This window comes from Phenylobacterium sp. (assembly GCF_036963605.1).
Lineage (GTDB): Bacteria > Pseudomonadota > Alphaproteobacteria > Caulobacterales > Caulobacteraceae > Phenylobacterium.
Genome location: NZ_JBALUY010000018.1, coordinates 34,356 through 45,198 on the forward strand (window position 1 = coordinate 34,356; position 10,843 = coordinate 45,198).

15 protein-coding genes are annotated in these 10,843 nt (G+C 69.7%); 4 read left to right on the top strand and 11 right to left on the bottom strand.

What is annotated here, in order from left to right:
- A partial coding sequence (locus tag V7702_RS05285; protein WP_335649090.1) for a malate dehydrogenase occupies window positions 1-783 on the bottom strand: 783 nt, incomplete at its 3' end.
- A 111-nt stretch (window positions 784-894) separates the two neighbouring features.
- On the opposite strand from V7702_RS05285, the gene V7702_RS05290 reads away from it, so the two are divergent.
- Window positions 895-1,317, top strand: coding sequence for an HIT domain-containing protein (locus V7702_RS05290; RefSeq protein ID WP_335649091.1), 423 nt, complete (start codon window positions 895-897; stop codon window positions 1,315-1,317).
- Here the strand turns inward: V7702_RS05290 and V7702_RS05295 are convergent.
- Window positions 1,314-2,045 (bottom strand): hypothetical protein, encoded by a 732-nt coding sequence (locus V7702_RS05295; protein ID WP_335649092.1) that lies wholly within the window; start codon window positions 2,043-2,045, stop codon window positions 1,314-1,316. The genes V7702_RS05290 and V7702_RS05295 overlap by 4 nt on opposite strands.
- A 43-nt stretch (window positions 2,046-2,088) precedes the next feature.
- The gene (locus V7702_RS05300; RefSeq protein ID WP_335649093.1) at window positions 2,089-3,012 is read right to left on the bottom strand and encodes an HpcH/HpaI aldolase/citrate lyase family protein; all 924 of its coding nucleotides are present in this window, start codon (window positions 3,010-3,012) and stop codon (window positions 2,089-2,091) included.
- Between the two features lie 52 nt (window positions 3,013-3,064).
- On the opposite strand from V7702_RS05300, the gene V7702_RS05305 reads away from it, so the two are divergent.
- Complete coding sequence (locus tag V7702_RS05305; RefSeq protein WP_335649094.1) at window positions 3,065-3,448, top strand: DUF2237 family protein; 384 nt, start codon at window positions 3,065-3,067, stop codon at window positions 3,446-3,448.
- Window positions 3,449-3,455: 7 nt separating this feature from the next.
- Here the strand turns inward: V7702_RS05305 and thpR are convergent, their stop codons facing one another.
- Entirely contained in the window at window positions 3,456-3,992 is a 537-nt protein-coding gene (gene thpR, locus V7702_RS05310) for an RNA 2',3'-cyclic phosphodiesterase (RefSeq protein WP_335649095.1), read from the bottom strand.
- Between the two features lie 298 nt (window positions 3,993-4,290).
- Between thpR and V7702_RS05315 the strand changes: the two genes are divergently transcribed.
- The gene (locus tag V7702_RS05315) at window positions 4,291-5,043 is read left to right on the top strand and encodes a Bax inhibitor-1/YccA family protein (protein ID WP_335649096.1); all 753 of its coding nucleotides are present in this window, start codon (window positions 4,291-4,293) and stop codon (window positions 5,041-5,043) included.
- Window positions 5,044-5,129: 86 nt separating this feature from the next.
- Here V7702_RS05315 and V7702_RS05320 read toward each other — a convergent pair whose 3' ends face one another.
- From V7702_RS05320 to ftsY, 3 genes are all read right to left on the bottom strand, one after another.
- Window positions 5,130-5,723, bottom strand: coding sequence for a MarR family winged helix-turn-helix transcriptional regulator (locus tag V7702_RS05320; RefSeq protein WP_335649097.1), 594 nt, complete (start codon window positions 5,721-5,723; stop codon window positions 5,130-5,132).
- Between the two features lie 107 nt (window positions 5,724-5,830).
- On the bottom strand, window positions 5,831-6,421 hold the full coding sequence (locus V7702_RS05325) for an inner membrane-spanning protein YciB (protein WP_335649098.1): 591 nt from the start codon (window positions 6,419-6,421) through the stop codon (window positions 5,831-5,833).
- The gene (ftsY, locus tag V7702_RS05330; RefSeq protein WP_335649099.1) at window positions 6,418-7,353 is read right to left on the bottom strand and encodes a signal recognition particle-docking protein FtsY; all 936 of its coding nucleotides are present in this window, start codon (window positions 7,351-7,353) and stop codon (window positions 6,418-6,420) included. The genes V7702_RS05325 and ftsY overlap by 4 nt, the downstream gene beginning before the upstream one ends.
- A gap of 95 nt (window positions 7,354-7,448) precedes the next feature.
- On the opposite strand from ftsY, the gene V7702_RS05335 reads away from it, so the two are divergent.
- Window positions 7,449-8,087: a trimeric intracellular cation channel family protein gene (locus tag V7702_RS05335; RefSeq protein ID WP_335649100.1), complete on the top strand. Its 639-nt coding sequence runs from the start codon at window positions 7,449-7,451 to the stop codon at window positions 8,085-8,087.
- Here the strand turns inward: V7702_RS05335 and V7702_RS05340 are convergent.
- From V7702_RS05340 to V7702_RS05355, 4 genes are all read right to left on the bottom strand, one after another.
- A complete protein-coding gene (locus V7702_RS05340; RefSeq protein WP_335649101.1) occupies window positions 8,084-8,608 on the bottom strand; it encodes a DUF6692 family protein in 525 nt (174 codons plus the stop codon). The genes V7702_RS05335 and V7702_RS05340 overlap by 4 nt on opposite strands.
- A complete protein-coding gene (locus V7702_RS05345) occupies window positions 8,608-9,063 on the bottom strand; it encodes a DUF305 domain-containing protein (RefSeq protein WP_335649102.1) in 456 nt (151 codons plus the stop codon). Before V7702_RS05345 ends, V7702_RS05340 begins: the two co-directional genes overlap by 1 nt.
- A 9-nt stretch (window positions 9,064-9,072) precedes the next feature.
- Window positions 9,073-9,678 carry a c-type cytochrome gene (locus V7702_RS05350; RefSeq protein ID WP_335649103.1) on the bottom strand — a complete coding sequence of 202 codons (606 nt, stop codon included), beginning with the start codon at window positions 9,676-9,678 and terminating at the stop codon, window positions 9,073-9,075.
- A gap of 139 nt (window positions 9,679-9,817) precedes the next feature.
- A partial coding sequence (locus V7702_RS05355) for a MiaB/RimO family radical SAM methylthiotransferase (protein ID WP_335649104.1) occupies window positions 9,818-10,843 on the bottom strand: 1,026 nt, incomplete at its 5' end.

Here is a 10,843-nt window from a genome sequence, read left to right on the forward strand (position 1 = left end):
GCCGGGCGTGACCAGGTCGCGGACGTGGTCGATCAGGGCGTTGGCCGCCGAGGCCGCCGAGCTCTGGCCGCGGGCCTCGATGATGGCCGCGCCGCGCTTGCCGACGGTGGGCAGGTAGTCGTTCTTCAGCCAGGCTTCGTCGCCGATCACCTCGGCGGCGGCCTTGCCGCCGATCTTGGCGTGGGTGAAGTCGGCGAACATGGTCGGGCTGTGGTTGCCGTAGATGTAGAGGTCGGAGACGTCGTTGATCGACACGCCGGCCTTCTTGGCCAGCTGGGCGCGGCCGCGGTTTTCGTCCAGGCGCACCATGGCGGTGAAGCGGTCCGGCGTCAGGCGCTTGGCCTGGCTGGCGGCGATCATCACATTGGTGTTGCAGGGGTTGCCCACCACCGCGACGCGGGCGTCATCGGCGGCGACCGCGTCGATGGCCTGGCCCTGGGCGATGAAGATCTTGCCGTTGTCCTTCAGCAGGTCGGCGCGCTCCATGCCGGGGCCGCGGGGCTTGGAGCCCACCAGCAGGCTCCAGTTGGCGTCCTTGAAGGCCACCTTGGGATCGTCGGTCAGCACCATGTCGGCGAGCAGCGGGAAGGCGCAGTCGTCCAGCTCCATGGCCACGCCCTTCAGGGCCTTCTGGGCGCCTTCGGTGGGGATCTCCAGCATCTGCAGGATGACCGGCTGGTCCTTGCCGAGCATTTCGCCCGAGGCGATGCGGAAGAGCAGGGCGTAACCGATATTGCCGGCCGCGCCGGTGACCGCGACGCGGATCGGGGTCTTGCTGGTCATGGGGTATCTCCTGGCTTTGGCCGACTTTGTTGGCGGTCCCTAACCCAAGCGGCGCCCCGGCGGCAAGGCTGCTGGCTTGTGGCCTTAGGCCTCCGGCCTCAGTCTGGCGCAATGTTCGCCCTCGACCCCGCCTTTGTGGCCACTTCCCATCAGCTCCTCGAGCTTCCTCTCTGCCAGGCCCGGCTGCAGGACGACGCCCGCTATGGCTGGGTCGTGCTGATCCCCAGGGTGGCCGCCGCTCGGGAGCTGGAAGACCTGTCGCCGGCCGACCAGGGGCGTCTGATGGCGGAAATCCTGGCGGCGGGCCGGGCGGTACGGGCGATCGGCGCGGCGCTGGGTCGGCCGGTGGAGAAGCTGAATATCGGCGCGCTCGGCAATGTCACGCCGCAGCTCCATGTGCATGTGGTGGGGCGACGGGCCGACGATCCCGCCTGGCCCGGCCCGGTCTGGGGCCATAGTGCGGGCCTGGCCTATGAACCGGCCGCCCTGGCCTTGGCGACCCAGGCGGCGACAGGCGCGCTGCGAAGCCTCTAACGGCGGCGCAGGGTGACGCTGCGGGGGGTCCCGCTCTCGATCATCTCGCCGGACCACTGATCCTGGCCGGCCGACGACAGGGTGATCACCGTGGGCGGCGCGCCGGGGCGGGGCGAGAAGCGCAGGGTCACCTTGCCGCCGCTGCGCTCGATATTGTCCAGGAAGCCGAAGCCGTCCAGGGCGCCGGGGCGTCGCGCGTCGCGCCAGGCGCCTTCCAGGGCGCCGGAGCCGCGGTCCACGAAGCGCAGGGCGTAAAGCTCGGCGCCGCTGGCCATGGACAGCATCCAGCCGCCGTCCAGCGGGCCCTGCAGGCCTTGGGCGGAGTCGAACGAGGCCCGCAGGCGAGCCTCATAGCTGCGCTCCTCCGGCGTGAGCTCGCCGGCCACCGCCCGCCGTTCGTCCAGAAACACCGGCTGGGAGGCGATCGTGTCGCTGGGCCGCGGCGGCGGCGTCCTCGGGATCACCGTCGGAATCGGGGCCGGCGCGGGCCGCGGCGCGGGGGTTGCGGCGGGCGGCGGCGATGGGGTCGAGGTTGGCGCAGGCGTTGGCGTCGGGGTCACCACCGGCGCGGCTTCGGCGGACGGCGGCGCGGTGCTCACCGGGCCATCGCCGTTCAGCAGGTCGCCGATCGGGTCGCGCTCCTGGGCCAGGGCCGGCGTCGCCATCAGGCCGGCGACCAGCAGGCCGGCCAGGACGGGCTGGCGAAACGTCTCGGCGATCGGTCGCATGGCGTGGCTCCCTGTGTGGCCGCGGATCTGGCCTGGTCTTCGATCAGGCGGTGTCGCCCGGCGCGCGCGACACCTCCTCGATGGCGCGGGCCACGGCGATCAGGCGCAGAGCTTCGTCCAGGTGCAACCGCTCGACCATGCGGCCCTCCACCCGGATCACGCCCCTAGACGTATTTTCAGGCAAATCAAAGGCCTCCGCCACCTTTCGCGCCCAGTCCACGGCTTCCGGATCGGGGGTGAAGGCCCGGTTGGCGGTCTCGATCTGGCGAGGGTGAATAAGGGTCTTGCCGTCGAAGCCGAAGGCGGCGCCTTGCGCGCACTGGCGGGCCAGGCCCGGATCGTCGTCGATGGCGTTATAGACCCCGTCCAGGATCACAAGTCCGTGCGCCCGAGCCGCCGCCACCATCAGCGACAGCGGCCCCAGCAGCGGCGCGCGGTCCACGTCGGGACGGCACCGCATCTCCTTGGCCAGATCGTTGGTCCCGACCACCAGGGTGGTGAGCCCGTGGTCCGCTGCGGCGGCCGCCAGGGGCTCCAGGCGAAACAGCGACGCGCAGGTCTCGACCATGGCCCACAGCGCCACGCCCGGCGGCAGCCCTTGCGCATAGGCCGCCAGATCCTCCGGCCCGTCGATCTTGGGGACCAGGAGGGCGTCAGGCGCCGCCGCAACCGCCGCAGCGAGGTCGGCCTCGCCCCATTCGGTCGACAGGCTGTTGATGCGGATCACCACTTCCCGCGCCCCGAAGCCGCCCGCCGCCACGGCCGCGCAGGCCGCCTCGCGGGCCTCGACCTTGGCGTCGGGGGCGACGGCGTCCTCCAGGTCAAGGATCACCACGTCGCAGGCCAGGGTGCGCGCCTTGTCCATGGCCCGGGCGTTGGCGGCGGGCATGTAGAGGGCGCTGCGTCGCGGCCGGGCGGCCGAGGCGGCGGCGGTCCCTTGCGGCTCAGAGGCGGAAGGCTGTCTCATGGATGCGGGACTCCCTTGGCGCAGCCTCCGTCTTAGCGTCTAGAATGGGGCCATGACCATCCGATACGACGCCGACGCCTTGAACGTCCTGGGAGGCGAGCTGCAACGCTGCTCCATGGACCCCGTGACGGGTTTCTTCCGCAACGGCTGTTGCGAAACCGGGCCCCACGACCTCGGGCTGCATACGGTCTGCGCGGTGATGACGGCGGAGTTCCTGGCCTATTCCCGCTCCGTCGGGAACGACCTCTCGACCCCTGTGCCCGAGAGCGGATTTCCGGGACTTCGCCCCGGCGACCGCTGGTGCCTGTGCGCGCCTCGCTGGAAGGAAGCCCTGGACGCCGGCTGCGCCCCGCAGGTGGTGCTGGAGGCGACCCACGAGGAGACCCTGGCCATCGTGACCCTGGGCGTCCTGCGCGACCACGCCGCGGCGGTCTGAGCCGCCCTCAGACCAGGGGGTATTCCTTCTCCAGTCGATAGGCCGGCCCGGACGCCCCTCGCCGGCTGGAATAGAGGCCAAAGCTCGCCACGCCGAAGGGCGGCGACTTGAGCAGGTTGTTGCGCTGGATCCAGGCCGCAACCTCAGCAGGATCAGGCCGCGACAGATAGGCCAGCGTGACGTGGGGGCGATAGACACGCCGGTCGGGGACCAGGCCCGCACGCCGGGCGGCCGCCTCGCAGCGCCCCGCCAGTTGTCTCAGCTCGGCGTTCTCCGCCACGCCCGCCCAGATGGCGTGGATTTCGCGGCCCTCTCCGAACGCGCCGACGCCTTCGAGCTCCAGCTGCAACGGGCGGCCCGTGACGCAGCCCAGCTCGGCGTCCAGGTCGTCGGCCTGGTTTTCCGGGATCTCGCCAAAGAAGCGAAGGGTGACGTGCAGGGCCTCAGGCGGGCGCCAGCGGGCGCCGGGCAGGTCGTGCTGCCGGGCCCCCAGGACGTCGGCGACATCCTCGGGCACGGCCAGGGCGGCGAAGAGACGGAGCATGGTCGGCTTTTAGCCCACTCGGCCGGGAGCCACCAAGCCAGGAGAGCCGGTCCCCACCTCAACGCCGCCTCCCTCGGGCTTGACCCGAGGGTCCATGCGCACAGGCCCTGGCCAGTGTTCATGGATGGCCCGGTCAAGCCGGGCCATGACGGATGAGGGAAGTGAGCCCGGCCAATTCGCCAGTGGAACCAACGATTTCCCCTGGCCGCCTACCGGTTATCCTTGTCAGGAGGCCCCCGGGTCCCGATATTAGAACAGCGTCCGATCATGGACGCGCACAAGAAAGGGCTTTGCCTCGATGAGCGACTTCAACCGTGCCCACGCGCGCTCGATCCCCGCGGATCGCGCCGACATGTCGGTGGATGCGGGTCTTCGCGCTTTCATGCTTGGCGTCTACAACAAGGTGGCGCTTGGCCTCGTCGTGTCGGCCGTTCTGGCCTTCGTGACCGGTCAATATCCGCCTGTCCGCGACCTGATGTATACGGTGACGCCGGACGGACGCCTGGCCGGAATGACCGTCCTTGGGATGATTGTGGCCTTCGCGCCGCTGGGTGTGATGCTGTTCGGGGCCTTCGCCCTGAAGAACGCCACCCCGAAATCCTCCGGGATGCTCTACTGGACCATCGTCGCCCTGATCGGGGCGGGCATGGGCGTGCTGACCCTGGTCTATACCGGCGCTTCCATCGCCTCGACCTTCCTGATCACGGCCGCGGCCTTCGGCGCCCTGTCGCTGTTCGGCTACACCACCAAGAAGGATCTGACCGCCTTCGGCAGCTTCCTGATTGTCGGCCTGATCGGCCTGGTGATCGCCATGGTGGTGAACATGTTCATCCAGAGCTCGATGATGGGCTTCATCATCAGCATCCTGGGCGTGCTGATCTTCGCGGGCCTGATCGCCTTCGACACCCAGCGTCTGAAAATGACCTACTACCAGCTGGGCGGCGACCAGGCGGCCATGGGCGTGGCGACCAACTATGGCGCGCTGAGCCTGTACATCAACTTCATCAACCTGTTCCAATTCCTGCTGGCCATCTTCGGCGACCGCCGCTAGCCCCAGCAGACACCTCAGACGACGAAGCCCCGGCGCTCACCCGCCGGGGCTTTTTCTTTGGGACGTACGCCCGACGAAGGCGCTGTTCAGGCGGCCTTCCTGGCCTTCTTCTTCTTCTTGCCCACGCCCTTCGCCGCCTTGTCCTTCTTGGTCTTGGGCGGTTTGGCGGGCTTGGGCGCCTTGGCCGGCTTCTCGGGCGCCTCGGCCGAAGCTTCGCCGGCGGCGACCATCTGGCGGAGCTGGGCCAGGAAGGTGTCGCGCTTGGAGGCGCCGATCAGCCGCATCAGCCGGGCGTCGGCCTGGGCCATCAACGGTTGGGCCTTAGCCAGCACCGCCCGGCCTTCCGGCGTCAGATGCACGGCGTTGGCCCGGGCGTCGGCCTGGGAACGCTCCCGGGCCAGCAGGCCCTTGGCGATCATCCGGGCGGCCATGTCGGCCAGCGTCGAGCGATCGATGCCCGTGGCCCGCACCAGGTCGGTCTGGGTCAGACCCTCCTGGGCCTCGACGGCGGCCAGGACGGCGTACTGGCGCTGGGTCAGGTCGCTGTCGCCGAACACATCGGCATAGATGTCGAGGGAGACCTGCAAGGCGCGGTGCAGGAGATGGCTGGGCGAGCGGTCCAGGGCCTGAACCCCATCGGCCTCAGGGGCGCTGCCGTCCTGGGTCTTGTCCTTCGCCATCGGCCCGCCCCCTTTGCGATCATCCCGATTGCGCAAAGACTATAGGCCTTCTGCGTCGCTTTGACGACGGAACGTCCGTGGGCGGCGGAAGGCCGGCGGCCGACCGCTCAACCTGGGCTGGGCGGCGGCGGCGGGTCCTCGGTCTTGGCGTGCTTCATCATCAGCGGCACCTGGCTGAACGAGAAGACCAGCCCCAGGACCATCAGGCCCGGCATGCGGAACAGCACCCAGACCTCATTGCTCTGGGTGCGCCAGACCACCTCGTTGAGGACGGCGATGGCGATGAAATAGAGGCCGTAATTGAAGGTCAGCTTGCGCCAGGCGGCGTCCGGCAGCTGCAGGGCCGTGCCCAGCATCATCTTCAGGGGGCTCTTGCCCATGGCCAGGCCGCCCAGCAGGCCGGCCCCGAAGATGAGGTTCATGATGGTCGGCTTGATCTTCACGAACATCTCGTCCTGGAAGATCAGGGTCAAGCCGCCGAAGAACAGCGCCGCGCCGCCGGAAATGGCCGGGATCGGCGCGATCCGCCGCTCGAAGACCAGGCCAATCACGAGGGCCAGGGCCGAGCCGGCCACCAGCCACCAGGTGGCCTCGATCAGGTCGCGGCCGGTCAGGAAGAAGCCGGCCAGGAAGGCCAGCAGGCCGCCATAGTCGACGACGAAGCGCACCATCTTGTGGGCGCCGGGCGACAGGGTCATTGGGTCTCCAGTCCCACCAGGGAGCGGGCGAAGGCGCGGGGCTCGAAGGGTTGCAGATCATCCACCCCTTCGCCGACCCCGATCAGCTTGATGGGCGAGTCGGACGCCTGCGCCACGGGCACGAGCACCCCGCCCCGGGCGGTGCCGTCCAGCTTGGTCATGACAATACCGGAGACGCCGATCTGGTTGCCGAAGATGTTCTCCTGGGCGAGCGCGTTGCGCCCCACCGTGGCGTCCAACACCAACAGGGTTTCGTGCGGGGCCTCGGGATCGACCTTCTTCAGCACCCGGTTGATCTTCAGAAGCTCGTCCATCAGCCCCTGCTTGTTCTGCAGCCGGCCGGCGGTGTCGATCAGCAGGACATCGTAGGCCTCGGCCCGGGCCCGCTCCAGGGCGTCATAGGCCAGGCCTGCGGCGTCGGAACCCGTAGGCCTGGACATGAAGTCGGCGCCGGCCCGCTCCGCCCACACCGCCAGCTGCTCGACGGCGGCGGCGCGGAAGGTGTCGCCGGCCACCACCAGCACCTTGGCGCCCTGGCGGGTGAGGTCGGTGGCGATCTTGCCCAGCGTCGTGGTCTTGCCAGAGCCGTTGACCCCGATGAACATGACCACATAGGGCTTGGGGCCATTCAGCGGATCGAAGGTCCCCCGGCGGGCGGCGAGTTCGTCGCCGATCGCTTCGGCCAGGGCCTCCTTGATCTCGGTCTCGTCGGCGGTCTTGCCAAATCGGGCCTCGGCGAAGCGGGCGGTGATCCGGGCGGCCGAATGGGGGCCGAGATCGGCCTCGATCAGCATCTCCTCCAGCTCGTCCAGCTTGGCCTGGTCGAGGGGCTGCTTGACGAAGCTCGCCACCACGGTCTCCGACATCTGCCGCGACGAGCGCGACAGGCCGGTGGTCAGCCGCTGGAGCCAGCCTTTCTTTTCCTGCGTCATGGGCCGCTTCTAGCGCCGGCCGCCTCCCCCGTCACGCGCCCTCGCAGGATCGGCGCCCGCGGGCTAGCATCAGGGCGAATTCCAAGGAGCTGATCATGGAGGAAGGCCTGGGGGCGGCCCTTGTCTGGCTGGACTATGCCGCGGTGTTCGTGTTCGGCGCCTCGGGCGCCCTGGCCGCAGCCCGGCGCAAACACGACATCGTCACCTTCACCTTCTTCGCCGCGGTCACCGGCGTGGGCGGCGGCACCCTGCGGGACCTGCTGATCGACGCCCCGGTCTTCTGGGTGATCGCCCCGGAATATCTGATCGCCCCGCTGGCCGCGGCGCTGGCGGTCTGGTTGTTCGGCGCCGGCAAGGCGCGGCTGATCATCCTCACCTGGCTCGACGCCCTTGGCCTCTGCGCCTACGCCGTGATCGGCGCGGCCAAGGCCCTCGCCTTCGGGGTCCCGGCAGGCGCCGCGGTGGTGATGGGGGTGCTGACCGCCACCTTCGGCGGCGTGCTCCGCGATGTGCTGGCCGAGGAGCCCTCGGTGCTGCTCAAGCGCGAGATCTATGTCTCGGCCGCCCTGGTGGGGGCCGGGGTCTTCGTGGTCCTGAACGTGGCGGGCGTCCCCCAGATGCCGGCGGCCCTGGCCGGCTTCGCCGTCGGCCTGGCCATCCGGGCCGGCGCCATCCTCTTCCGCTGGTCCCTGCCCGGTTTCCCCGGTCGGACGACAACGGACGAGGCCGACTAGGGGCTCCCTTCCGAAGCGGGGGCGCAACCATAATAGCCGCCATAGCCCACCGTCAGGCCTTCGCCCTGGCGTAGATTGAACACCATCTCGGCCTCAGCCAAGTCGGCGTCCGGAGCCGTTTCCCCGCTGGAGATCTGCAGCGACAGGGTTTCCGCCGAAAGCTGGACGCCGCCAGCGGCCGGCGCTGAGGCCAGGCGGATCAGCTTGCCGTTGAGCTTCACCACGCCGGCCCCGCGCTCGGCCTGGAAGGCCAGGACCGGCTTGCCGCTGCGGGTATAGTGGAAGGCGCACCATGGCCCGGGGCCGATCACCTTGGCGATTTCCGCCTCATCCACGGTGACGGGGTCGAGGGTCGGGACATTCGCCCCCTGCAGAGCCGTCCCGGCCGGCGCCAGTTCGGCCACGGGCGGCGGCGGATTCCCCACGACCTTGTCGTCGGGGCGGGCGTCGCCGCAGCCCGCCAGGGCCAGGCAGCTGATGACGGCGAACCCCGCGCCTCGGAAAGAAAAGGTGCTCACCATCAGTCCCGAGCCTCCAGATCCTCGATCAGGTAGCGCATCTCGGCGATCTCCCGCTCCTGCGCCTCGATGATCTCGTCGGCCAGCTTGCGCACCCGGGGATCGGTGATCTGCGCGCGCTTGCTGGTCATGATGGCGATGGAGTGGTGCGGGATCATGGCGGACATGTAGTCGGTGTCGTCCACCGTCGCCTGACCGCGGACCAGCCAGAGCGAACCGGCGAAGACCAGGACCGCGCCGGCGAAGATCGCGATGTTGACGGTGCGGTTCTTGTACATGTTCAGCATGAAGCCGAGCATGATCACGGCCATGGTCGCCCCCATCAGCAGCGCCATCCAGGCGCGAGTCTCGCTGAAGAAGATGTGCTCGAACGCGTAGGTGTTCAGGTACATCAACCCGTACATCACCAGGGTCGAGGTTGCGATCATGGCGGCGAAGCGCCAGTAGGACATCTGCATGGGCTCTCCTTACGGGCGTTGGCCTTCGCCGTCGCCATGGTGGCCGGCCTGGCCGCCCAGGGCGCCGTAGCGGTCCGGCGTCATGCCCGGCAGCGCCTTGACGAAGGCCGCCACGCTCCACAGCGCCTCATCGTCGTGGGTGACGCCGAAGGCGGGCATGCCGGTCATCTTCACCCCATGCTTGGCGATCCAGAAGACGTCGCGGGTCTCCCAATGGGCGGCGGCCTCGGCCAGGTGGGGCGGCCGTGGGCGCATGCCGCCGGCCCAGTCGGCACGCTCGACGCCGGGCCCACCATGGCAGTGGGCGCACATGGCCTTGTAGGAGGCTGCGCCGGCCTCGAGCATCTGCGGGGTGATCTCCGGCGGCGTCAGACTGTCGGCCCGCGCCTTTACCGAGTTGCGAAAAGAGGTGTCGAGGGCCCAGTGGCCCAGCGAGGTATGTTCCTCGGTGGCCGCGACATTGTAGGCGCCGGTATAGACGACGCCGAGGCCGACCACGGCGGCCAGCGCCGTGGCGCCGGCGGCGCCCAGGGCGACGCCCAGTCCCAGGCTCTTGGGGTTCGGGCCCGGCGAGGCGGCCCCGTTCCTTGTGTCATCGCTCTTGCTGTCGTTCATCAGCGGGCTCCCGGGCGCTGGAGCGGCGATCGGCGTCCCACAGGACCGCCGGCGGGCGGTCTCCCCCGGGCGCCAGGCTCCAGCCTCTGCCGCCCCTAACGGGGTTTGGCGCAAGAGGGTTGCGCTCGCTGCGCCGTTCCTAGGCGGCCGCCAGGGCGGGAACCACCGCCTGGGCCTTGCTCCCGGCATGGCCGGTGATGCGCAAGGGCGTGATCTGGCCGACCCTTGCCTCGCCCTCGAAGACGATCTCGGTGAAGTCGGGGGCCCGGGCCAAGCCGGGACGCTCGATCAGGGCCTCCACCGTGCGGCCCACCTGGGCCTGAAGGTGGCGGGTCAGCGCCGCCTCGCCGGCCGCCCGCAGGGCGGCGGCGCGGGCCTTGATCTCCGCCCGCGGCAGCTGCGGCATCCGCGCGGCCGGCGTGCCGGGCCTGGGGCTGAACGGGAAGACGTGCAGGTAGGAAAGGCCGGCCTCTTCCACCAGCTTCAGGGTGTTGGCGAACATCTCGTCGGTTTCGGTGGGGAAGCCCGCGATCAGGTCGGCGCCAAAGGCCACGTCAGGGCGCACGGCGCGGACCTTGGCCACCAGGGCCAGGGCGTCGGCCCGGCTGTGGCGGCGCTTCATGCGCTTGAGGATCATGTCGTCCCCGGCCTGCAGCGACAGGTGCAGATAGGGCGCCAGCCGCGGCTCAGCCGCAAACAGGGCCAGCAGATCATCATCGATCTCGGCCGCATCGATGGACGACAGGCGCAGGCGCGGCAGCTGCGGAACCAGCTTCAGGATTCGCCCGACCAGCTGGCCAAGGCTCGGCTGACCGGGCAGGTCGGCGCCCCAGCTGGTGACGTCCACCCCGGTGAGCACCACCTCGGCATAGCCTTCGGCCGCCAGGCGGCGGACCTGGTCCACCACCTCGCCGGCCGGGGCCGAGCGGGAATTGCCGCGGCCGAACGGGATGATGCAGAAGGTGCAGCGGTGGTCGCAGCCATTCTGGACCTCCACATAGGCCCGCGCCCGGTCCTTCAGGCCGTCGATCAGGTGGCCGGCGGTTTCCCGCACGCTCATGATGTCGTTGACCCGCACGCGGCCGTCGGCTGGTCGGTCGAGATAGGCGCCGGCCGCGCTCTTCTCCGCATTGCCCAGGACCAGGTCGACCTCGTCCATGGCCGC